Here is a 23,499-nt window from a genome sequence, read left to right as displayed (position 1 = left end):
GGGCCTGCAGTGACGCAGGCCCGGAGACCACTGAACTACTGAGCTAGGTCGTCGACCGTTGCAGCTTCGTTGCGGGAGAGGTTGATTCCCAGGTTGGCTGCGGCACGCTCGAGGTCTTCGTCGTCACCGTCGGCCATCGTGATGGCAGCGCCGTCCGAGGACAGCACCTCCACGTTGAGGCACAGCGACTGGAGCTCCTTGAGGAGCACCTTGAAGGACTCGGGGATACCGGGCTCGGGAATGTTCTCGCCCTTGACGATCGCCTCGTACACCTTCACGCGGCCGACAACGTCGTCCGACTTGATGGTGAGAAGCTCCTGCAGCGTGTACGCGGCGCCGTAGGCCTGCATCGCCCAGCACTCCATCTCACCGAAGCGCTGTCCACCGAACTGGGCCTTACCACCGAGGGGCTGCTGCGTGATCATCGAGTACGGCCCGGTCGAACGAGCGTGGATCTTGTCGTCGACCAAGTGGTGCAGCTTGATGATGTACATGTAGCCCACCGACACCGGGTACGGGAACGGTTCGCCGGAGCGGCCGTCGAACAACGTGGCCTTTCCGTCGGAGCCGACCATCTGCTCGCCGTCGCGGTTGGGAATCGTGCTCTCCAGCAGGCCGGCGAGCTGATTCTCCTTGGCACCGTCGAACACCGGGGTGGCGATGTTGCTGTCGGCCGGAGCCGCCAACATCTCCTCGGGCAGACGCTCGGCCCAATCGGGCTTCGTGCCGTCCGCGGCGATCTGCACGTTCCAACCGGTCTTGCCGATCCAACCCAGGTGGGTTTCGAGGACCTGACCGATGTTCATACGACGCGGAACACCGTGGGTGTTGAGGATGATGTCGATCGGGGTGCCGTCGGGCAGGAACGGCATGTCCTCCTGCGGGAGGATCTTGCCGATGACGCCCTTGTTGCCGTGACGGCCGGCGAGCTTGTCGCCGTCCTGGATCTTGCGCTTCTGAGCCACGTAGACGCGGACCAGCTCGTTGACGCCGGGAGGCAGATCGTCGTCGTCGTCGCGCGAGAAGACGCGGATGCCGATGACCTTTCCGTTCTCGCCGTGCGGAACCTTGAGCGAGGTGTCGCGAACTTCGCGAGCCTTCTCACCGAAGATGGCGCGCAGCAGGCGCTCCTCGGGGGTCAGCTCGGTCTCGCCCTTCGGCGTGACCTTTCCGACCAGCACGTCGCCGTCACGAACCTCGGCACCGATACGGATGATGCCGCGCTCGTCGAGGTCTGCGAGGACCTCGTCGGAGACGTTCGGGATGTCGCGAGTGATCTCTTCGGCACCGAGCTTGGTGTCGCGAGCGTCGATCTCGTGCTCCTCGATGTGAATCGAGGTGAGAACGTCCTCTTCCACGAGGCGCTGCGACAGGATGATCGCGTCCTCGTAGTTGTGGCCCTCCCACGGCATGATCGCCAGCAGCAGGTTCTTGCCGAGTGCCATCTCACCGTTCTCGGTGCAGGGGCCGTCGGCGAGGACCTGGCCGGACTCGACGCGCTGTCCCTCGTCCACGATCGGACGCTGGTTGGCGCACGTGCCCTGGTTGGAACGCGCGAACTTACGCATCCGGTAGGTCTTGCGTGATCCGTCGTCGGCCATGACCGTGACGTAGTCGGCGGAGACCTCTTCGACGACACCGGTCTTCTCGGTGATGACGACGTCACCGGCGTCGACAGCGGCACGCAACTCCATACCGGTACCGACGATCGGAGCCTCGCTGCGAACCAGCGGGACAGCCTGACGCTGCATGTTCGCACCCATCAGGGCACGGTTTGCATCGTCGTGCTCGAGGAACGGAATCATCGCGGTGGCGACGGACACCATCTGGCGAGGCGAGACGTCCATGTAGTCGATGTCGTCGGACGAGACGAACTCGACCTCTCCACCCTTACGACGGACGAGGATCTTGTCCTCGATGAAGTGACCCGAATCGTCGACCGGAGAGTTCGCCTGCGCGAGCGTGTGGCGATCTTCCTCGTCGGCGGTCAGGTAATCGACATCGTCGGTCACCTTGCCGTCGACGACCTTGCGGTACGGGGTCTCGATGAAGCCGAACGGGTTGACGCGTGCGTACACCGACAGCGATCCGATCAGGCCGATGTTCGGGCCTTCCGGGGTCTCGATGGGGCACATGCGGCCGTAGTGCGAGGGGTGCACGTCGCGGACCTCGAGGCCGGCGCGCTCACGAGAGAGACCGCCGGGTCCCAGTGCCGACAGGCGACGCTTGTGCGTCAGACCCGACAGCGGGTTGTTCTGGTCCATGAACTGCGAGAGCTGGGAGGTTCCGAAGAACTCCTTGATCGCAGCGACGACGGGACGAATGTTGATCAGGGTCTGCGGCGTGATCGCCTCGACGTCCTGAGTCGTCATACGTTCGCGCACGACGCGCTCCATGCGGGACAGGCCCACGCGGATCTGGTTCTGGATGAGCTCACCGACGGTACGCAGACGACGGTTGCCGAAGTGGTCGATGTCGTCGACCTCGACGGGAACCTCGACGCCCTCGGGTGCGGTCATCGAGGTCTCACCTGCGTGCAGACGCACCAGGTACTCGATGGTCGCAACGATGTCTTCCTCGGTGAGGGTCGACGCCACGATGGGCTGGCCCGAGTTGAGGCCGAGCTTCTTGTTGATCTTGTAGCGACCCACGCGAGCGAGGTCGTAGCGCTTGTCCTTGAAGAACAGGTTCTCCAGCAGGGTCTGCGCCGACTCCTTGGTCGGCGGCTCGCCCGGACGCAGCTTGCGGTAGATGTCGAGGAGAGCCTCGTCGGTACCGGCGGTGTTGTCCTTCTCCAGCGTGGCCATGAGGATCTCGGAGAAGCCGAAACGCTCCGTGATCTGCTCGGTGGACCAGCCGAGAGCCTTCAGCAGCACCGTGACGGGCTGGCGACGCTTGCGGTCGATGCGGACACCGACGGTGTCGCGCTTGTCGACGTCGAACTCGAGCCAAGCACCACGGCCGGGAATGACCTTGACGCTGTGCAGGTCCTTCTCGGTGGTCTTGTCGATCGAATGATCGAAGTAGACGCCCGGAGAACGCACCAGCTGCGAGACGACGACACGCTCGGTGCCGTTGATGATGAAGGTGCCCTTGTCGGTCATCATCGGGAAATCACCCATGAAGACCGTCTGGCTCTTGATCTCGCCGGTGTTGTTGTTGATGAACTCGGCGGTGACGAACAGCGGAGCTGCGTACGTCATGTCCTTGTCCTTGCACTCATCGGTCGAGGCCTTGACCTCGTCGAATCGTGGGTCGGAGAAGGAAAGCGACATCGAGCCCGAGAAGTCCTCGATCGGGGAGAGCTCGGTCAGGATGTCCTCGAGTCCGCCGGAGACACCACTGTCTCCGCGGGCGGCGGCACGGTCGCGCCAACTCTGCGCACCTACCAGCCATTCGAACGAATCCGTCTGTACATCGAGGAGACCGGGTACCTCCAACGGCTCGCGAATGTTCGCGAACGAAACCCTCCTCGGGGCTCCCGGTGTTCCGACAACTGCCTTGGTCTGGCTAGAGACTGCCAAGATGCGTCCTTCCAGCACCTCACGCGGGTCGCGCCGTTCCGTCGACTGACAGGACCTGTCAGCTGACACGACATGGCGACCGCCGCTGTATCTGTTTGCTATATGTGGGGCGAATTTCGGCTGGTCGCAACCAGACCGAATCCCCATCACAGCGGCCCGAAAACGTGCTTTCGGGTAACAGCGATCGAGAGGTGGACAGGAGGCAGCCAGCGCAACGTCCAAAGGTACCCCAAATGTGCGCACAGCGCAACGGGGGCATCAAAAGTAGCACCCGAGGTCCGTTCGCGCGCCGAGTCGGCAGCAGCGTGTCGGCCTTCCTCGCCGAGGCCCGAACGAACAGCAACGGTGACAGAAGACTGTGGCTGACGACCGGCAACGGTCGGTCACCACGGGGGTGCTCCTTCACGACAAGAGTGACCCCTGCGCCTTCCTTCGTCAAGAGGTCCGCGGGAATCCGCTGCCGCTATGGCAATCGGCCGCCGCTTCTGATTGTATTTCTTCTGTCGCAACCGGGGGCGGCGTCGTTCTGTCATCGGACGTGCTGTGTGACAGATCTTCCTCTGTGCCACAGGCAGATTCACGGAGCACTCACATCACGTCTCGCGGGGGGACAACATGGTCACGGTGGTAAAAATCGGCGCTGCATGCAGGTGTCGAGCCCTCGGCAGCCTCGCGTGAGCAGGGGTTCGCCCGTCGTCGAGTTCGTCATCGCCCGTGCGCGCTGGGTCCTCGCTGCCGTGGTGGCAACCGTCCTGCTCGCCGGAACCTGGGGCCTGGGCGTCGTCGACGAACTCAGCCTCGGTGGCTACAGCGATCCCGGGAGCGAGTCGGCGAAAATCGACGCACTCGTCGAATCCCGGTTCGGTCGCGACGTTCCGGACGTCGCGGTGATCTACACCCCGACGGACGGGCGGACGGTCGACGGGATCAGGGACGCGGTGGCGGCAAGCCTGGCCGGAATCGACGCGGGTGTACTGGCCCGCGACCCCGTCACCTACTGGACGGTGCCCGACGCCTTTGCTCCCGGACTTCGATCGTCGGACGGCAATTCTGCCCTCGCGGTGCTGACTCTGACCGGCGACGAGGATCGGCGCGTCAAGTCCTACCAGGACCTGCGTGAGAAGTTGACGATCGATGGCGCGGACGTGCAGCTCGGTGGATTCTCGGCCGTCTTCGACGCGTACAACGAGCAAGCGCGGGCAGATCTCGTGCGAGCCGAGATCATCACCTTCCCGATTCTGCTGGTCCTGCTCCTGATCGTGTTCGGCGGACTCGTCGCCGCAGGAACTCCGCTGGTGATCGGCGGACTGAGCGTGCTGGCCTCCCTGGCCGTGCTGCGAGCGGTGAACAGCGTCTCCGAGGTGTCGGTGTTCGCGACCAACATTGCATCCCTCGTCGGACTCGGAATGGCCGTCGACTACAGCCTGTTCGTGATCACGCGGTTTCGCGAGGAGCTGCGCAACGGGCACGGAACGGTGGATGCGGTACGCCGCACGATGTCCACCGCCGGCCGAACCGTGGCGTTCTCGGCACTGCTGCTGATCTGTGCATTCATCGGCATGCTCATCTTCCCGCAGGCAATGATTCGCTCACTGGGCATCGGCGGCATGGCAGCGGTGGCCGTCGCCGCCGTGATCTCGCTGACCGCGTTGCCCGCCGCACTCGCCCTCCTCGGCCCCCGCATCGATTCGCTGAGCTGGCGCACTGGTGCGATCGACCGCGGCGAGGCACGGGCGCAGAGGTTCTGGGGCAAAGTCGCAGACCGCGTGATGCGCAGGCCCGTCCTCGTGGCCGTTGCCATCATCGGCGTGCTGGCCGTCCTCAGCGCACCCATCTCCGGAGTAGCTCTGGGCGACCTCGACCACACGGGTCTGCCGGCGGACTCACCCGCCCGGATCGCCACGCAGAAGCTGATCACCGAATTCACCCTCGCCAACAGCAGCGTCACCGTCGTCGTCGAATCGGTCACCGACGAACCGCCGAGCCCTGCCGCGGTCTCCGAAGTCACCGCTGCAGTCGGCCGCGTGGACGGAGTCACGGCCGCGTTTCCCAGTGGCAGCACCGACAATCTGACCGTGGTCGATGCCATCATGAACTCGGCCGATCGCACCCCCGCTGCACTCGCGACACTGGATGCGATTCGATCGATCCCCGCTCCTGCCGGGACGACGCTCGGCGTAGGCGGCAGCACCGCGCAGAGCGAGGACGGCATCGACGCGATCTACTCCACCATTCCCTGGATGCTGGCCATCATGGTGCTGGCCACATTCACGATGACGACACTGGCCTTTCGTTCGATCGTGCTCAGCCTCAAGGCAATTGCCATGGCGATGGTCAGCCTGGCGGCCACTTTCGGTGTGCTCACCTGGATCTTTCACGACGGCTACGGTGCCGGGCCGATCGGCGTCACTGCCGGCCCTCTACAGTCCACGATGAGCATCCTCGTCATGGCGGTGGTGTTCGGCCTGTCCACCGACTACGAGATCTTTCTGCTTTCACGCATCGTGGAGGCCCACGACAACGGAGCCGGCACCAGAGAGGCAGTCCGCCTCGGGGCCGCTCACACCGGACGCATCGTGACGGCCGCAGCGCTGCTGCTCATCACCGTCACCGCGTTCTTCTCGTTGTCCGAACTATCGATGATGCGACTGGTGGGTATCGGCATCATCGTCGGTCTCGTCATCGACGCCACCATCGTGCGGATGATGCTCGTGCCCGCCCTCGTCGCGCTGATGGGAAACGCGAACTGGTGGCTGCATCCCACCCCGACACGACCGACTGGGACTGGGCGGGACGGGGCCGGGGTTCCCGAACTCCCGGGAACCCCGGCCCCCGCCGACTACTGACTACCTTCGCGCCATCGAGTGGCCTCGGCGAGAGCGAACCCGTGAACGTCGGCCAGCTCGCCCAATCGTTCGACGCTGTCTCCGTCGAGACTCGTGCCGATGCTGCGGAGGTCGAACTCACCCGACAATGCGATCAGCATCGTCTCGGCCATGCAGGCATAGGTCAGTCCCGGAGCCAACCCGTAGGTCAACCCGAAATCCGAACCCGACGGCACCCTCACGATGCCGCCGTCGAACACCGTCACGTCCGGCCGCTCACCGCGCACATCGCGGCCGATGTTCGGCGGCTGCGCAACATCGCAGACGATGGCACCCTCCATCAGATCGGTCGGATCGATCAGTGCGTGCGGTGCCGACGTGGCGGCAATGACGATCAGCGAATCATGCACCGCAGCAACGGGATCAGTGAAGAACTCGATATGCCGGGACCTGATCAGATCGTCCAGGTCGCCATTGACCTCGAGCGCAGCACCGGCGAGATCCCCCGAGCCGGATCCGCTCGTCGCGCTGGCCACCATCTCCTGGGCGGCCGCCCACAACTTCGGCGCGATGACCGAGCTCTCACCGCGTCGACCCACCAGAGCGATACTGCCGACCTCGCCCGCCAACTGCTTGCCGATCGTCCGCCCGATCGCCCCGGCAGCACCGAGAATCGTCACCCTGGCACGACCGACGTCGATTCCGCGTTCACGGCACACGCGTCGAACAGCCCGCAGACTCGCTGCAGCGGTGAACGTGTTGCCGGTGGTGATCGGCCGAGACGTGGCACCGAGACCCAACCCGTTCCCGGTGATCACCGACGAATAGCCGCCCAATCCGATCACCGTCGCACCGCGCGAGATCGCGAGTTCGACGGCACCGCCCACCACCCGCAGCGCCTGTTCGGTCGGCAGATGCAGCAACTGCTCCGAGGTGTAGGGCAGTCCGATCAGGTCACCGTGTGCCGTCGCATCCCCTCCCCCGACGACCCGGCCGCTGCCGATGACGAACGAGGCGGGGTCGAGCTCGGACGTCGATGCCGCGAACCGGCGTAGCAGATCCTGTCGTTCGGAATGATCGAACACGTCGAGCGCCGGATCGAAGGCGGCGAAGAACCCCAGATCCAGAGGGTGCGCGATGAACGCGAACCGGCGATCCGTTCGGCGTACAGCGATATCGGGGACGCGTCCCGGACGCAGCGCGGTGAGTGAGGGCGGGGTGGCGACGGTCGGCCGACCCAACAGGTGCCCGAACAATCCGTCCAAGTCCCCTACCGCCGCGTATCCCAGCGCCCGATCCAACGCAGCCACCACACGCGCGCACTGCGCCGCGGACACCGTCAGCGGTGGCTCGATCCGAATCACTCTGGTCCCGAACAGGGTCGGAGCAACTCGGATCCCTTCGACGTTGAGCAGGTACGAGCAGATCACCGCAGTCAGATTGTGTTGCTGGGCAATAGAACCCAGCAGCGACTGACGCCCTACGAAGTTCACGTCCGCAGTCAGCTCGATTCCGAGCAACAAGCCGCGGCCGCGAACGTCGGTGACCACGGACGGATACTTCTCGGCCAACGCACCGAGATCCTTCGTCAACTGCCGACCGAGCACGGCCGCATTCGTCACCACCGCACAGTCGTCCCGGGTCAGCTCGTCGATGACTGCAATGCCCACCCGAGCCGCCAGCGCATTGCCCGCGAACGTCGACGTGTGGCGCAGCGCGAAGCTCTCGTCCACCAACTCCGGTTTGCACAACACCGCACCCACCGGCACGATGCCGCCACCGAGCGCCTTCGCCACGGTCAGAATGTCGGGTACCACCCCCTCGTGGTCCGCCGCGAACATCCGTCCGGTCCGGCCGAGACCAGTCTGCACCTCGTCGAACGCGAGCAACACCCCGTGCCGATCACAGACATCCCGCACCCGCCGCAGATAGCCGTCGGGCGGACACACCACTCCGCCCTCACCCTGAATCGGTTCCACAAGGAACACCGCATAGTGATCCGGTGCCGACGTGAGGGCCGCATCCAGAGCATCCGCGTCACCGAAGGCGATGTGATCGAACCCGGCCACCGGTGCCCCGAATCCACTCTGATACTTGATGTTTCCGGTCGCCGACAGCGCACCGAGCGTCTTGCCGTGGAAACTGTTGCCGGTGGTCAACACTCCCGATCGCCCGGTATGCGCATGCGCGAGCTTGAGCGCAACCTCGGTGGCCTCGGCGCCGCTGTTGACGAACGTCGTTCGCGTCAACCCGTCGGGAGCGATGCGTCCCAACCGATCTGCCAGTTCACCTGCCGCCGTCAGCACCGAGGGCTGTACGAAAATTGCCTCTCCACTGCATCGAACATCGTTGATCGCCTGCCAGATCGGTGTGGGCCCGTGACCGAACGGGAGTGCCCCATACGCGCCGGCGAAATCGAGATAGCGTCGGCCCGCGGCGTCGAACAAGACGGTTCCGTCGCCGCGCACGTACTCGCGATCGAGATTCAGGGATGACAACAATCGGTACAGTTCGGGATTGACGTTCTCGGCGAAGCCCGATCGACCGGACCTCGATTCCAGCATGGAGAGATCGATAGTTGTGTCAGTCATGACCAGCATGCTCCGTTTTCATCGGATCCACCCCTGGCTGTCGAGCGTCGAAATGGTTGTCCCGAACAACCAGGGCTCGTCCCAAGCCAGGACGCAATCGCGATGGTAATCCGGTCCTTCGCTAACGACAGATCAGCGGCCGACGCACGAAAAAGCCCCGTCCGAGCAGGAGATCTGCGTCGAACGGGGCTTGTGCGGCGAACGGGTGCCGGTACTACTGATCGTCGATGGCCGACAGCTTCCAGGTGCCGTCGACCTTTTCCATGTTGACCGTCAACGGGCCCTCGGCACTACCCGATGCCACACCGTCCTGAGTGGCACTGATGTTGACGTTGGCGATCAACTCGGCCTTGTCGTCCTCCAGACGCGAGACGCCGATGTCGGTAACCATGGCTTCGGTTCCCGTCTTCGTTTGCACCACAGCGGATTTGGTGGTGTCCGCAGTGGAATTGAACTCATCGAGCATCGACTGATTGAGCACCGCACGGGCCGCATCGAAATCGGCGTCGATCGTATCGGCCTTGTACGTGTACAGGGTCTGAAGCGCGTCGGTGGCCGCCGAGGTGACTTCCTGGGTGGCTGCAGAATCCACCCAGGCAGCATTGTCGATGGTGGCGAACGGCTTGAACGCCGCAACGGCGGCAAAGGCACCGAGCACCACAGCGATGATCGCGACGACGATCACGTGCTTGTAACCGATTCCCGACTTCGACTTCTCGCGCGAGGTGGACGCCTCGCGAGAGGTGACAGCCGAATCGGCTGCCGGATTCGCGTCCGAAGCCCCTGCCGTCGCGGAGACAGGCTTGGTGGCGGTCTTCTCGTTGGCGTCGGGCTCGGCGGTATCGGGCTTGGTGGTCTTGGGCTTGGTGGCAGCTTTGGCCAGTGACGGCTTCGAAGTCACGGAGTTGTCGGCCGCAGTGTTGTCGGCCGCAGTGTTGCCGGCCACGGACTTGTCGGCCGCAGGCTTGTCCGCAACCGTTTCATCGGCCGCAGTCTTGTCGACCGCAGTCTTGTCGGTTGGAGGCGCGCTCGAGGCCGGCGTTGTGATCGCGGTCGTCTCGGCCACGCCCGAACCCTCCGCGGTGGTCGAATCCGCATCGGAGGCTGTGGGCTTACCGGTGCCGGCCACCTTGCGGCGCACCTTGCTGGTGGTGGTGGGTGGGACGATCTTGCGACGCTGGGGAGGCACTACAGAACTCCTTCGAAACTCACTGCACTGAACCGCACTGCACTACAGACGAACATGACACTGCGCGGGGAACGTCAGTTGCCACCGGAATCCGGCTGTGGGGCCGGCGTCGCTTCCGCACTGGGGTCGGCCGCATTCGGATCGGCGGCGTTCGGGTCGACGGCATTCGGGTCGGTAGCGCCACCCGGTTCGGTCGGGATGACGGGATTGGTGTTCGGGTTGTCCAGCGAGATGCGCGAACCGATGGGGTCGACCTTGTTGGTCTTCCACACCCCGTCGACTTCTTCCATGGCCAGTCGCATCGTGAGCTTGCTCTGCTCGACGCGGTCGGGCCACGTCGTAGTCGTCTTGATGACTACGAGAGCCTCGGCGGTGTTCTCGTCGGTACTGAGCTCGGTCACCGCGGCGTGCAACACCTCGGCCTCACTCTTGGCACCGGACTGACGGACCTGATCGGTGATGCCCGACCGTGTCTGCTCGAGGTCGTTGAGCATCAAGTCGCCGGTGATGGAGGACTTCATGTTGTCGAACGACTGATCGATGTTTGCGGCGTCGACCGTGTTCAAGTTGACGGCCGCTTGCTGGGCACCGGTGAGGGCAGAGTCGCGAGTATCTTCCGTCGGCTTCTGGCTGAACAGGGCCGTGCCCCAGCCGTAACCGAAGAACACTGCCGCCGCGAGAGCGGCCACGGCGATCACCGTGACGACGGCAAGAAGAATTTTCGCTGTCTTGTTCTGCCCTGGAGTCGCTGGGGACTCCAGGGCTTCGGTGCTCGAGTTCACAATTTCACCCTACTACTCGGTAATATCCGGCCGAACCACTCTCGGCCCGACGACAGTGCTGAGCAGCAGTTCTTCCGATCCCGCTACTTCGGCGTGACGCCGATGAGCGGTGCCAACTGGGTGGCGATGGGGTTGAGGTTGAGCTTCTCGGGATCGACCTTGGGGTTGAGGTCCCACGGCTGCGGCACGTCCGGATCGGCAAAGACGATTCGGTTCGCGCTGCGAACACCCGTCACGCTGCCCTGTGGCGTTGCACAGTTCGCGTCGAGGTTCAGCGGGTAGTTCTCCCGGGTCGGGTCGAAGTTCGGGTTCTTCCGCTTCTCCTCGTCGAGGATCGCCTGCGAGCCCTCGTAACCCACGGTGCAGGGCGGCGGGTTGTTGACCTCGAGCAGCAGACCCTGATGGATCGTGCCGTCGTTCGGGACGATCGTGGAGATACCGGCACCGAGCGCGGGCAGGAACGTCAGGAACGGTCGCAGAGCGAGATACCGCGGCTCGGCCTGAGCGGCCACCAGTGCGAGGTTGTTGATATCGGTTGTCAAGGCCGGACCGGCTTCGGTGATCAGACCACCGAGCTGATCGCCCGCAGCGGTACCGGTGTCGATGAGCCGACGGATGTCGGGATCGCTGGACTTCAGCTGAGCCGTCACCTGATCCAGGCTGGTGCTGAACTCACGGATCAGATCCGACTGCTCGGACTGTGTGTCGAGCACCGGAACGGCGTCGCGCACCAATGCCAGCGTCTGCGGGAGCGCCTCGTTGCCCGCCTCGGAAATGTTGCCGAGCGAGTCGACGAGCGACTGCAGATCGTTGCCCTTGCCGTCGAATGCCACACCGAGCTCGTTGACGACCTTCGTCAGGTTGTCCAGCGGTACCGACCTGACCAGCGTGTTGGTGTTGGCCAGCACATCCTCCACCGGGACGGGTGTCGAGGTGTCGGCGGCCGCTATCTCGGAGCCGTCGACCAGAAACGGTCCCTGATCGGTCTGTGGCTGAAGATCGACGTACTGCTCGCCGATCGCGGACCTGTTCGCCACGACGGCCTTCGTGTCGGACGGGATATCGGGACCGCCGTTGTCGAGCTTGAGCTCCACCTGAACACCGTCCGGCGTCAACTGCAGGTCGCCGACGGTACCCACCGGCACCCCTCGGTAGGTGACCTCGGCATTGGAGAAGATTCCACCGGAATCAGCGAGATTCAGCGCCACCTTGTACTGACCGAACCCGAGCATGTTGTCCAGACGGACGTACTTTCCGCCCACGTAGATCAACCCTAGGACGGCGATCACGATGAACGCCACCAACTGGTACCGAACGAGCTTCGATCTCACTGGCCAACTCCGAACTGTTCGAGCAGATCATTCAACGGGGCCAACGGGTCGAACGGCGCAGGCTCTACTGCCGCGGCCTGACCAGCCGGTGCACCCGGCCCGGGAACGGGTGACGGGATGATCGGCGGCAACGGCAGCAACGAGATCGTCGGCCAGCCCGGACGCGGTCCGTTTCCGTTGTAGTACGGATTGGACGGGTCGACGACGGGAAGCGTGTTGCCGTACTTCGGCTGGACGTAGACCGGATTTCCCTCGCCCACACCGAAGTTACGCAGCGCAGTTCCGATCGACAGGTCCAGCGACAGGAACAGGTTGGCCGAGTTGCCCTCGATGATCTTCTCGGTGCCATCGGCGAACGGCAGCGTGGGGATCACCGACAGTGACGTCACCACGTCGTCCGCCGAATCTGCCAGTGCCTGCAAAGTGGGACGTAGTGCCCGCAGGTCTGCGATCAGATCGTCCTTGGATCGGTTGATCACGTCGGTGCCGACCGAGCCGAGACGATCGAGCGCACCGAGCATCTCCGTCAACTGCGGTCGCTGCTGCTCGAGCACGTCGGTGGCGATCGGCAGATCCTTGAGCACTCCGTCGATCTTGTCGGTCTGCGAGTTGACGCGCCCGCTGAGCGTGTCGAGACCGTCGATGGCTCGGGTGATGTCGTCGCGCTGCTGGTTGAGTCCGTCGATCAGCGTGTTCGCCTGTTGCAGAAGCTCTTTGGTCCTACCTTCTCGACCGTCGAACGCCGTACTCAGTTCCTTGACGATGGGCGAGAGCTGACCCACGCCGCCGCCGTTGAGCAGCAGCGACAGCGCGCCGAGTACCTGTTCGATGTCGGTGGCGTGGCGAGTCCGATCGAGCGGGATCGTGTCACCGTCCTGCAAGCGTGCGGCTTCCTCGTCACCCGGAGGCGCGGACAGCTGCACGAACTTCTCACCGAGCAGGTTGGTCTGCTGCACCGACGCCATCGCGTTGGCCGGCAGGTCGACGGCGGAGTTCAAGATGACGTTGACGTCGGCGGTCCAACCGTCGTTGGGAACAGTGATCGAGTCGACACGGCCGACGGCCACACCGTCGACCTTGACGGTCGACTGCGGGACGAGGTCCAGCACGTCGTCGAACTGAACTGTCAGGTTGAACGGGTTGTCCCCGACATCGGCACCACCCGGTAGTGGAATGGCGTAGATGCCGGCCGACGAGCACGCACCAGCAGAGATTGCCACCACGCACAGTCCTGCGCCGAGGGACAACGAACGCTTCACGCGAACTCGATTCCGATTCACAGAGGTACTCACTGTCCCCCACCTCCGATGTACGACTGCTCCAGACCCGGCATCGAGCTGGTTCCGAGCTTGGGCGAGACCACACCCGGGACCGTGCCCGGCACGGACTGGTTCTGCTGGATGTCGTTGGTGAGAACACCGAACGGCAGCACAATCCGGTTCTGGTCGGCGAGAGGTGCCTGGATCATGGTGGTGATGTTGGCGCACTGGTCGATGATCGGCTGGATCTGCGCACCGAGGGCCTCGAAGCGCGGATCACCGGGTACCAGCTTGCCGAGGTCGATCAACCGGCAGACGGTGCCGAGGGGGTCCTGGGTCTCGTTCTGCAGATTGGCGCGCGAGGCGAGCGTGCCCGACTCGGCGTCGTAGGCATTGACCAAGTTGCTGATTGCCAGCGGCAGCAGCGTCAAGGTCTGCACCAGCTGCTCGCGGTTGTCGGCCAGGGTCTGAGTGGGCTGTACGAGGCCGTTGGCCGCGTCGGTCAGTTCGGTGCGGTTGTCCGCGACGAACGTTGCGACGTCACCGAGCGACACCGAAAGTTGTTGCAGCGCAGCACCGAGATCCTCACGCTGACCCGACAGGAAGCCGGTCAGATCCGCCAACTGAGTATTGAAGTTGCGTACCTGCTGATCGTTCACGGCCAGAGCACTGACGAAGGTCTGCAGATTCTTGATCGTGTCGAACACATCGGTGCGCGAGTCGCTCAAGGTCCGGCCGGCAGCAGAGAGCTGAGTGATGCTGTTGCCCAGCGCTTCACCGTTGCCGTCGAGGTTGGCGGCACCGGTGTTCACGAAGTCCGTGAGCGCGCCGTCCTTGTTGGCACCGTCAGGTCCGAGAGCCTTGGACAGGTCGTTGATCGAGGAGTACAGCTCATCGACCTCGACGGGTGTGGCCGTGCGATCGCGACCAATCGTCGTTCCACTGGCCATCGTGTCGCCGCCGCTGTAGGCGGGTGCGAGCTGAACGTAGCGATCGGCGACGAGCGAGGGGGTCACCTGTACTGCCTTGGCATCGGCGGGAATGTCGATGCCCCGGTCGACTCGGAGGACTACCTCGACGTCGTCGCCCATCGGGGTGACGGAATCGACGGTGCCCACCTTGACGCCGAGTACACGGACCTCGGAGCCGGAGTAGATGCCGACCGACTTGTCGAAGTAGGCGGTGATCTTGGTCGTTCCGGCTCTGGTGAACAGCCACCAACCGGCGACCGCTACCACCAGTGCCACCACCACGACGACGGCGATGATCGCAAGCTTGTTCTTGTTTCGCGGAGCTGCCGCAGTGTCTGTCATCAGTTCCCCGGCAACGTATCGAGGGCGGGCTGGCGGTAACCAGGTATCAACGGAACTCCGGGTGGTGTGAGGTTGGCCAGGACGATATCGAGCCACCGGCCGTTACCGGTCACGTTGGTGTAGAGGCGAATGAACGGCTCGTACAGCTTGAGTGCCCGGTCGAGATTGTCGTTGTTGCGTTGCAGGATCTCGATGACGCCGTTGAGCTGCTGCAGCATCGGGTTGATGGTGGCTTCGTTGTCGCGGACCAGACCGGTCAGCTGCTGAGACACCCGCTGGGTGCCGGTGAGGAGCTGCGAGATGGCCTGCTGCCGGTTGTTGAGCTCTTCGAGCAACGGGCCTGCATCGGTGATCAACTTGTTGAACTGCTCGTTGCGGTCGGCCAGCACCTTCGATGTCTCACCGGTGGCAGCGAACAGCTTCTTGAGTTCCTCGTCGCGGCTTGCCACCGTCTGAGACAACCGAGTCACACCGTCCAACGAGGCACGGATGTTCGCCGGGGTCTCCGAGAAGGCCTCGGACAGGGTTCGCATGCTGTTGGCGAGTTGGTCGGTGTCGATGTCGTTGATGGTCGATGCCGCAGCCGAGAACGCATCGATCACGTCGTAGGGAGACGTGGTGCGATCGAGCGGAATCGTGTCCTTGGGGCTCAAGGTTTCCGGGCCACTGGGGTCGAGGGCCAAGTATTTCTGGCCGAGCAATGTCTTGATGGCGATGGCCGCTCGCGACTCGTTGCCGACCCAGGCGTCCTGCACCGTGAAGTCCACGAGTACCCGGTCGCCGTCGAGACGCACATCGGTCACCTTGCCGACCTTGACGCCCGCGATGCGGACTTCGTTGGACGGCTTGAGACCTGCTGCTTCGCTGAACTCTGCGGTGTACACCGAGCCGGCACCGATGATCGGAAGCCGGTCCAGAAAGAAGACCGACAGTGTGGCGAGCAGGATGACGGCGATTCCCAGCGCACCGATGGTTGCCGGACTACGACGAGATTTCATTGCTTGATCCCCCCAGCTTTGCAGCGCTCTGCCGAGTTCGTGTACAGCGGCTGGTTTACGGTCGGAAGCCCGGTCGGCAAGTTCAGGTTCGGCGAATACCCCGGTCCGGCAACGATATCGATGCCGCAGAGGTAGAACGTGAACCACGATCCCTGCTGGGCCGTGCGGATGAGCTTGTCCAGCTTGTTCGGCAGAATTCCGAGGACCTTGTCGACGTCGTCGCTGCGGCGGTTCACGGTCTCCGACACCGTGTTCAGGGCCGTCACCGATCCCTGGATCGACGGCCTGGTCGGTTCGAGCAAATCGGCCGTTGCGTTGGTCAGACCGGCCAACGACGTCACGGCCGAGCCCACTACGTCACGATCGGCCGACAGTCCGGAGACCAACTTCTGAGTGTTGACGATCAGACTGTCGAGCTGCCCGTCGTTCTGATTGACCGTCGCCAGAACGTTGTTGAGATTAGTGATGACCTGGCCGATGACCTGATCCTTGTCTGCAACCGTGTTCGTCAGACTCGCAGTGTTGGTCACCAGCTCGTTGATGGTGCCCGACTCCCCCTGGAACACCTGAATGATCTGGTACGACAACTTGTTGACGTCGTCTGCACTCAGCGTGGTGAACAACGGCCGGAAGCCGTCGAACAGCGTGGTCAGGTTGACCGCCGGCTTGGTCCGCTCCAACGGGATCGTCGCGCCCCCGTTGATCTTCTGACCCTGATCGCCCGAGCCCTGCTCGATGGCGATGTAGCGCTGACCCACCAGGTTTCGGAAGCGGATGGTCGCCGTCGAACTCGCCGGTAGCCAGTCACGGCTGCTGAGCGTGAAGTCCACCTTCGCTTCGCGTTCGTTGGCGATCTCGATCTTGTCCACCTGGCCGACGCGAACGCCGGCGATACGAACCTCGTCGCCCTCGTTGAGAGAGGTGACGTCGGTGAACATTGCCGAGAACGTGGTACCGCCGCCGCCACTCGAATTGGCGATGGTGAAGGCAAGGGTGGCCGTGGCGATGATCGTGATCACAGCGAACACGACCAACTTGATGATCGGCGCGAGAAGGCCTCTCATTTCACGCTCACCTCCGCTCCTCTCAGTGCCGGAGCGCCGATAGCGGCAGCCCACGACGGAATGCTGTCCGGTGCAACACCACTCGCCTGTCCGTAGATCACGGCCAGAGTGTCGCGCTCGAAGTCCGAGCCCTCGTAGCTCGCCGGCTCGGCGGATTCCGCGATGGCCGGAACGATGGAACTCTGAGCCGACTTCGGAGGGCCCTGTCCTGGGATCGTCTGCGGGCCCGGGTTGCGAGTCGGGACCTGGTACGAACCGTCGTTGATGGAACCTCCCGGGTACTGCGGGAAGAACTCTCCGGGTGCAGCAGGCTCGAAGCACGTAGCTCCGCGATCGTCGAACAAGCGCGGCTCGTCCTGGTTCGGCAAGTAACGGCCCTTCGGGTTGACGAACGATGCGGAGACGTTGATGCCGGGATACTCGTCGCCCTCACCGAGCACGACCGCGCCTCGCCTGGCACCTTCGGCGAACTGGCTGAACGTGCAGCCGAACGTCGGCGAGAACTCGGCGAGCAGTTCGAGTGCCTCACGGGAATTCGACGCCAAGCTGATCAGATTCTCCGAGTTCGCCTGCAGGAAGTCCGCGGTGACATTCGACGCCGACGTGAGCGATCCGTAGAGCGTCTCGAGACCGGACTGACGCTCGACGACGGTGTTACCCGTCGTACGCAGGTTGTCCAGAGCCGAGATGAGCTCCGGTGCCGCGTCCGCGTAGGTCTGGGAGAAATCTGCGAGACCGACGAGGGTCTGCTGAATGTTCGGCAGCTCCGTGTTCAGACCCGACACGATGTTCGTCAGATTGTCGATGGTCTGACCCAGCTGCTCGCCGCGTCCGCTGAGGCCCTGCGCCAGCGACCCGAGGGTGTTGGCCAGATCCTGCGGCGGAATTGCCTGCAGCAGTGGGAGCAAGCCGTCGAGCAACTGCCCGACCTCGATCGCGTTTCCGCTCGTGTCCTGACGCAGAACCGTGCCGTCGGTGATCGGCGACGCCGAATCGTTCTCGGGCACGATCAGCGAGACGTATCGCTCGCCGAACAATGTCTTCGGGAGCAGTCGAGCTGTCGCGTTCGACGGAATCAGCGGTGCCTTGTCCGGATCGATGGCCAACTGCGACGTGACCACGCCGTCGACACTCGACGCCGATCGCACCTCGCCCACGATCATTCCGCGCACCTTGACGTCGGCGTTCATCGGCAGAGCGTTTCCTACCGAGTCGGTTTCGAGGCTGACGTTCACCACGTCCTTGAACGTCTTGTTGTAGGAGGTGATGCTCCATCCCAGAAACAGGATGAGCACCAGAAAGAATGCAAGTCCGAGCAGTACTCGCTGCAGTCGCGACGGCGAGTCGATCATCCGGCAACCCTCACTGTGGTGGTCGTGCCCCAGATGGCGAGGCTCAGGAAGAAGTCGAGAACAGCGATCGTGACGATGGCTGTACGCACTGCACGGCCCACTGCGACACCGACGCCGGCCGGTCCACCGGAAGCGTGGTAGCCGTAGTAGCAGTGGATCATGATCAGCACAAAAGCGAAGATGAGCACCTTGAGGAAGGAATACAGGACATCTTCCGGGGGCAGGAACAGATTGAAGTAGTGGTCGTACGAACCCGACGATTGCCCGTTGAAGATCGTGCTGATCCCCCTGGACGCGATGTAGGACGCCAGCAGACCGACGATGTAGAGCGGGATGACCGCGACGAAGCCGGCGATCATGCGAGTGGTGACGAGGAACGGCACACTCGGCACCGCCATGACCTCGAGCGCATCGATCTCCTCGGAGATCCGCATGGCACCGAGCTGAGCGGTGAAGCCACAGCCGACGGTTGCCGAGAGCGCCAGGCCCGCGACGATCGGTGCGATTTCACGGGTATTGACGTACGCCGACAGGAATCCGGTGAGCACGGAGCTACCGAGTTGTTCGAGCGCTGCGTAGCCCTGCAGGCCGACGACGATGCCGGTGAAGCCCGACATCATCACGATCACGCCGATGGTGCCACCGATGACGGCCAGCGCGCCGCTGCCGAAGGTGACCTCCGCCAGCAGGCGGAGCACCTCCTTCTTGTAATGGACTGCAGTCTTGGGAATCCACCCGATCGCCCGCAGATAGAACGACATCTGCTCGCCTGCACGATCGAGCACGTTGAGCGGAGCATTGCCGACGCGCTTGACGCGCATCAGTGTGCGGTCACCGCGACCTCTTGCGATAGTCATCGCGGTTACGCTCCCTTCGCTGGAACGACCTGGAGGTACACCAGGGTCAGAATGAGGTTGGCGAAGAAGAGCAGCAGGAACGTGATGACCACGGTCTGGTTCACTGCCTCGCCGACGCCCTTGGGTCCGGGGTTGGGGTTGAGCCCCTTGTACGAGGCGATGATGCCCGCAATCAGGCCGAAGATCGCCGCTTTAGCTTCTGCGACATAGAGATCCGGAAGCTGCGCCAGCGCCGAGAACGACGCCAGGTACGCACCGGGGGTACCGCCCTGCAGGATCACGTTGAAGAAGTAGCCACCCGCGATGCCGACGACCGAAACCAGTCCGTTGAGCAACAGCGCGATGAGAATCATGGCGAGCACACGCGGAACGATCAAACGGTGCACCGGATCGATACCCAGGACTCGCATCGCGTCGATCTCTTCACGAATCGTCCGTGAGCCCAGGTCGGCGGTGACGGCCGAGCCCGCGGCGCCGGCAACGAGCAGAGCCGTCACAAGAGGCGAACCCTGCTGGATGACCGCGAGCACACTGGCTGCACCGGTGAACGATTCGGCACCGAGCTGCTTGATGAGCGATCCGGTCTGCAGTGAGACCACCGCGCCGAAAGGAATGGCGACGAGCGCAGTCGGCAGAATCGTCACGCTGGCGATGAACCAGGCCTGCTCGATGAACTCACGGAACTGGAACGGCCTCCGAAAGGTGTTCCGAACGACCTCGACCAGAAGTTCGACGATGTTGCCGGCTTGTGTCAGAGCGGCGTTCGCCGGAGCGAACGCGGACTTCTTCGATCCCCCCATGTCTGCTATTGACCCCGACCTTGCGTAGGAGCTTGGTAGCCCTGTTGATCATGTCCTTGCCCGCTGTAACCCTGCTGGTCGTAACCCTGCTGGTCATATCCCTGCTGGTCATATCCCTGCTGGCCGTAGCCCTGCTGGTCGTAGCCCTGCTGGTCGTAACCCTGCTGGTCGTTACCTTGCTGGTCGTAGCCCTGCTGGCCGGCGTACGCGGGGTACTGATGCCCGGGGTCGGTGGTATCGAGGCTCTCCTGGATGGCGACCTGCGCGTTGTGCGGCAACGTGTGCATGATCTGGCGGACCCGCTCCTGCCTGCGACCGACGGCTTGGCGCACCGGGGTTCCGGGGGTCGCCTTCATCTGCGGCACGATGCCTTCCACGTCGTCGACGCCACCGGCGTGGTGCCCGGCATCGACGAGGGCCTGCTCGTGCGCCATCTGCGCCTCGTCCTTCTCCTCCGACATACCGATCGGACCGATCATCGTTCCGTTGAGGAACTGCTTGACCACCGGCTCGTCGCTGGTGAGGAGCACCTCGCGCGGGCCGAACATGACCAGCTGACGACGGAAGAGCATGCCGATGTTGTCCGGCACCGTACGAGCGAGGTTGATGTTGTGCGAGACGATCAGAATCGTGGCATCGATGTTGGCGTTGATGTCGATCAGAGTCTGCGAAATGTACGTGGTACGAACAGGATCGAGGCCGGAGTCGGGCTCGTCGACCAGAATGATCTCGGGGTCGAGCACCAGGGCGCGGGCGAGACCAGCGCGCTTGCGCATACCACCGGAGATCTCGCCGGGCAGCTTGTCTTCCGCGCCGAGCAGACCCGTCAGTTCGAGCTTCTCCATGACGATCTTGCGGATGTCGGACTCGGACTTCTTCGTGTGCTCACGAAGCGGGAACGCGACGTTGTCGTAGAGGTTCATCGAGCCGAACAGCGCACCGTCCTGGAACAGCACCCCGAACAGCTTGCGGATCTCGTAGAGCTCACGGGAGGAGCACTGCAGGATGTCTGTTCCGTCGATGAAGATCTTGCCCTGTTCGGGACGCAGCAGACCGATCAGAGACTTCAGGAAGACCGACTTACCGGTACCGGACGGACCGAGGAGCGCACTGACTTCACCCTTCGGCAGGGTCAACGTCACGTCCTGCCAAATCTTCTGAACACCGAAAGACTTGGTCAATCCTTCGACCGAAACCTCGACTCCCACGCTGACCTCCACAATTCGTACACATCGACCCGGATGTGGGTTGCGTCACTGTATCCCATGCAGGTGTCCGCACCGACACAGGAGCTTACCGCCCAGTAAGAACTTCCCCGAGTCAGGCTGTAGAGCTTGCATCAGTGTGGCTCATCTCACGCGACACGGTCGGCGACTCGCCAGAACTGTGACAAGTACCAGTCCCGCATTGCTGTGACACACCACAAGTGAACCCAACCGAAACCCTTCGACATGCTTCAGAGTTCGGCGAGATCGAGTAAACAGGGGCGGAATCAGGGTGTCACGCAATCCGGCATAGTCAGTGACCGATCACAACGACACGGCCGATGCAGCACCTAGAACCCAGAAGTAGATGGAGCCCGAAACACAGAAAAGGGGCCGTTCTCACCGAGGTGAGAACGGCCCCTTCTGCGCTCTTGCAATCAGAGCACGAAGTACGACTGCAACGAAGCGGTCTTACTTGACGGAGATCTTTGCGCCGGCAGCTTCCAGCTTCTCCTTGGCAGCCTCGGCTGCGTCCTTGGCGACCTTCTCCAGGATGGCCTTCGGAGCGCTCTCGACGAGGTCCTTGGCTTCCTTCAGGCCGAGGCCGGAAACGACCTCACGGACGACCTTGATGACCTGGATCTTCTTGTCGCCGGCCGACTCGAGGACGACGTCGAACTCGTCCTGCTCTTCAGCAGCCTCGGCGGGGGCAGCGCCGCCGCCTGCAGCAGCAACGGCGACGGGGGCAGCTGCGGTGACCTCGAAGGTCTCCTCGAATGCCTTCACGAACTCGCTGAGCTCGAGGAGGGTGAGCTCCTTGAACTGGTCGAGCAATTCTTCGGTGCTGAGCTTCGCCATGGTGGCGGGTCCTTCCTGTAAGTACCTGGTCGCTGATCCGCGACTTGGTGTTGGTGGTGTGGAGCTGAGCTGTTCGCCAATACCAGCGGATCAGCTTTCGGCGGGAGCTTCCGCCGGTGCTTCTGCTTCTGCAGGTGCTTCGGCTGCGGCGGGTGCGCCCGCAGCCTTCTTCTCCTGCAACGCGAACGCGAGACGCGCGAACTGCGATGCGGGAGCGTTGAACAGGCCTGCAGCCTTCGACAAGTTGCCCTTCATGGCGCCGGCGAGCTTGGCCAACAGGATTTCGCGCGACTCGAGGTCTGCGATCTTGTTGATCTCGTCCACGGACAGCGTTGCGCCGTCCATGTAGCCGCCCTTGACGATCAAGGCCTTGTTGTCCTTCGCGAAGGCCTTGATGGCCTTCGCAGCGTCGACCGGCTCGCCCTTGATGAATGCAATGGCGGTCGGTCCGACGAACAAATCGTCGAGGCCGGTGATACCGGCTTCGGCAGCTGCGCGCTTGACCAGGGTGTTCTTGGCGACGGAGTACGTGGCACCTTCGCCGAGCGCACGCCGGAGCTGAGTCAGACCGGACACCGACAGGCCACGGTATTCCGTGACGACGGCAGCCGTCGAACCCTTGAACTGTTCGGTGATCTCTGATACTGCTGAGACCTTTTCGGGCTTTGCCATACTTCGCCTCCTCTCGTGGGAAGTTGTGTCGATCGCGAGAGGGCCGGAAAACGACGAACGCCCCGGCGCAAGAAGCACACGGGGCGTGAACGAGCGGGCAACCGCGAGGGCTGCATACAGGTTCCCTACCTCGTTCTCCTGCGTGGGCCGTTCGAAGAGATCTCGAACCTTCAACCGCGCAACTCCCGGAAGCGAATCCTTCGAGAAGGCGGTGACCAACGGTCTTGGGTAGAACTTGATTGGGCGGTCTGGACTCGAGTGCGAGCACTCGTTATCCGAACCGTCGACCAGGTTACAACACGTGCAGCGTCATCTCCAAAACGCTGGACTATTGCCGTATTCCGTAGACGACGAGATTGCGCTCGTAACTGCCCACGGCCGCATCGAAGTCACCCGAGCACGTGATCAGCCGGATCTCGTCGGCAGGTACCGCCCCGAAGACCGATGCGGTCGGGAACTCGTTCTTCCCGTAGTCACCGATTTCATCGATGCGGTAGTCGGCTCGACCACCCGTCTCGTCCCCCACCGACACGACATCTCCCGGTCGCAGCTCGGACAATCGATCGAACACCGCGGGACCGGTCGTGGAATCGACATGGCCGGCGATCACTGTCGGGCTCCCGATCGCGCCGGGCCAGCCGCCGCCGGTGAACCATCCGACGTCGTCGTAGTCGCTCGGTACCTGCATCTGCCCGTCTTCGGTGAGACCGAGGCCGATCAGAGGCTCGTCGAGGTCGATGGTCGGGGCGCTCAGCCGTGCCGGGGCCGGCCGAACCGACTCCACCACGGGCGAGGGTGTGGAAGCGCCGGACGCCGGCTGAGAGGACACCGGCACCGCCGTCGACGACGGTGGTAGTGGCGGTGCCGCAGTACAGCCCG

Annotated in this window: 17 protein-coding genes; 1 reads left to right on the top strand and 16 read right to left on the bottom strand. The window is 63.4% G+C overall.

Annotated features, from left to right (window positions below; genetic code table 11):
- Window positions 1-35: 35 nt before the first annotated feature.
- Window positions 36-3,542, bottom strand: coding sequence for a DNA-directed RNA polymerase subunit beta (rpoB, locus tag AC5WEY_RS19945; protein WP_032399433.1), 3,507 nt, complete (start codon window positions 3,540-3,542; stop codon window positions 36-38).
- Window positions 3,543-4,198: 656 nt separating this feature from the next.
- On the opposite strand from rpoB, the gene AC5WEY_RS19940 reads away from it, so the two are divergent.
- Window positions 4,199-6,370: an MMPL family transporter gene (locus AC5WEY_RS19940; RefSeq protein WP_495647214.1), complete on the top strand. Its 2,172-nt coding sequence runs from the start codon at window positions 4,199-4,201 to the stop codon at window positions 6,368-6,370.
- On the opposite strand, the gene AC5WEY_RS19935 is transcribed toward AC5WEY_RS19940, so the two are convergent.
- From AC5WEY_RS19935 to AC5WEY_RS19865, 15 genes are all read right to left on the bottom strand, one after another.
- Entirely contained in the window at window positions 6,364-8,940 is a 2,577-nt protein-coding gene (locus tag AC5WEY_RS19935; protein ID WP_495647213.1) for an aminotransferase class III-fold pyridoxal phosphate-dependent enzyme, read from the bottom strand. The genes AC5WEY_RS19940 and AC5WEY_RS19935 overlap by 7 nt on opposite strands.
- Window positions 8,941-9,154: 214 nt before the next feature.
- Complete coding sequence (locus AC5WEY_RS19930) at window positions 9,155-10,129, bottom strand: hypothetical protein (RefSeq protein ID WP_495647212.1); 975 nt, start codon at window positions 10,127-10,129, stop codon at window positions 9,155-9,157.
- A 74-nt stretch (window positions 10,130-10,203) separates the two neighbouring features.
- Window positions 10,204-10,911, bottom strand: a complete 708-nt coding sequence (locus tag AC5WEY_RS19925) for a hypothetical protein (RefSeq protein ID WP_495647211.1) — start codon at window positions 10,909-10,911, stop codon at window positions 10,204-10,206.
- An 83-nt stretch (window positions 10,912-10,994) separates the two neighbouring features.
- Window positions 10,995-12,242, bottom strand: coding sequence for an MCE family protein (locus AC5WEY_RS19920; RefSeq protein WP_495647210.1), 1,248 nt, complete (start codon window positions 12,240-12,242; stop codon window positions 10,995-10,997).
- Entirely contained in the window at window positions 12,239-13,501 is a 1,263-nt protein-coding gene (locus tag AC5WEY_RS19915) for an MCE family protein (protein ID WP_495647353.1), read from the bottom strand. The genes AC5WEY_RS19920 and AC5WEY_RS19915 overlap by 4 nt, the downstream gene beginning before the upstream one ends.
- Before the next feature lie 29 nt (window positions 13,502-13,530).
- Complete coding sequence (locus AC5WEY_RS19910) at window positions 13,531-14,814, bottom strand: MCE family protein (protein WP_495647209.1); 1,284 nt, start codon at window positions 14,812-14,814, stop codon at window positions 13,531-13,533.
- Window positions 14,814-15,812 carry an MCE family protein gene (locus AC5WEY_RS19905; protein ID WP_495647208.1) on the bottom strand — a complete coding sequence of 333 codons (999 nt, stop codon included), beginning with the start codon at window positions 15,810-15,812 and terminating at the stop codon, window positions 14,814-14,816. The genes AC5WEY_RS19910 and AC5WEY_RS19905 overlap by 1 nt, the downstream gene beginning before the upstream one ends.
- Entirely contained in the window at window positions 15,809-16,876 is a 1,068-nt protein-coding gene (locus tag AC5WEY_RS19900) for an MCE family protein (protein WP_057475241.1), read from the bottom strand. Before AC5WEY_RS19900 ends, AC5WEY_RS19905 begins: the two co-directional genes overlap by 4 nt.
- Window positions 16,873-18,228 (bottom strand): MCE family protein, encoded by a 1,356-nt coding sequence (locus AC5WEY_RS19895; RefSeq protein WP_057475240.1) that lies wholly within the window; start codon window positions 18,226-18,228, stop codon window positions 16,873-16,875. Before AC5WEY_RS19895 ends, AC5WEY_RS19900 begins: the two co-directional genes overlap by 4 nt.
- Complete coding sequence (locus tag AC5WEY_RS19890) at window positions 18,225-19,085, bottom strand: MlaE family ABC transporter permease (RefSeq protein WP_057475239.1); 861 nt, start codon at window positions 19,083-19,085, stop codon at window positions 18,225-18,227. Before AC5WEY_RS19890 ends, AC5WEY_RS19895 begins: the two co-directional genes overlap by 4 nt.
- 5 nt (window positions 19,086-19,090) lie before the next feature.
- Window positions 19,091-19,885: an MlaE family ABC transporter permease gene (locus AC5WEY_RS19885; RefSeq protein ID WP_057475238.1), complete on the bottom strand. Its 795-nt coding sequence runs from the start codon at window positions 19,883-19,885 to the stop codon at window positions 19,091-19,093.
- Window positions 19,886-19,890: 5 nt separating this feature from the next.
- Entirely contained in the window at window positions 19,891-21,093 is a 1,203-nt protein-coding gene (locus tag AC5WEY_RS19880; protein WP_495647207.1) for an ABC transporter ATP-binding protein, read from the bottom strand.
- A 468-nt stretch (window positions 21,094-21,561) separates the two neighbouring features.
- A complete protein-coding gene (rplL, locus tag AC5WEY_RS19875) occupies window positions 21,562-21,948 on the bottom strand; it encodes a 50S ribosomal protein L7/L12 (protein WP_057475236.1) in 387 nt (128 codons plus the stop codon).
- 90 nt (window positions 21,949-22,038) lie between these two features.
- Complete coding sequence (rplJ, locus tag AC5WEY_RS19870) at window positions 22,039-22,620, bottom strand: 50S ribosomal protein L10 (RefSeq protein WP_032380459.1); 582 nt, start codon at window positions 22,618-22,620, stop codon at window positions 22,039-22,041.
- Between the two features lie 328 nt (window positions 22,621-22,948).
- Window positions 22,949-23,449: a class F sortase gene (locus AC5WEY_RS19865; protein WP_495647206.1), complete on the bottom strand. Its 501-nt coding sequence runs from the start codon at window positions 23,447-23,449 to the stop codon at window positions 22,949-22,951.
- Window positions 23,450-23,499: the final 50 nt, after the last annotated feature.

Source organism: Rhodococcoides sp. S146-33 (genome assembly GCF_059489205.1).
The sequence above is the reverse complement of the archived record's forward strand: the minus strand, read 5'-3'. Positions and strand labels throughout refer to the sequence as shown.

Excerpts from the sequence above, each read along its gene's own strand:
- AC5WEY_RS19905 (WP_495647208.1), bottom strand. The coding sequence starts at position 15,812 with ATGAAATCTCGTCGTAGTCCGGCAACCATCGGTGCGCTGGGAATCGCC.
- AC5WEY_RS19895 (WP_057475240.1), bottom strand. The coding sequence starts at position 18,228 with ATGATCGACTCGCCGTCGCGACTGCAGCGAGTACTGCTCGGACTTGCA.
- AC5WEY_RS19935 (WP_495647213.1), bottom strand. The coding sequence starts at position 8,940 with ATGACTGACACAACTATCGATCTCTCCATGCTGGAATCGAGGTCCGGT.
- AC5WEY_RS19910 (WP_495647209.1), bottom strand. The coding sequence starts at position 14,814 with ATGACAGACACTGCGGCAGCTCCGCGAAACAAGAACAAGCTTGCGATC.
- rplL (WP_057475236.1), bottom strand. The coding sequence starts at position 21,948 with ATGGCGAAGCTCAGCACCGAAGAATTGCTCGACCAGTTCAAGGAGCTC.
- AC5WEY_RS19900 (WP_057475241.1), bottom strand. The coding sequence starts at position 16,876 with ATGAGAGGCCTTCTCGCGCCGATCATCAAGTTGGTCGTGTTCGCTGTG.
- AC5WEY_RS19885 (WP_057475238.1), bottom strand. The coding sequence starts at position 19,885 with ATGGGGGGATCGAAGAAGTCCGCGTTCGCTCCGGCGAACGCCGCTCTG.
- AC5WEY_RS19890 (WP_057475239.1), bottom strand. The coding sequence starts at position 19,085 with ATGACTATCGCAAGAGGTCGCGGTGACCGCACACTGATGCGCGTCAAG.
- rplJ (WP_032380459.1), bottom strand. The coding sequence starts at position 22,620 with ATGGCAAAGCCCGAAAAGGTCTCAGCAGTATCAGAGATCACCGAACAG.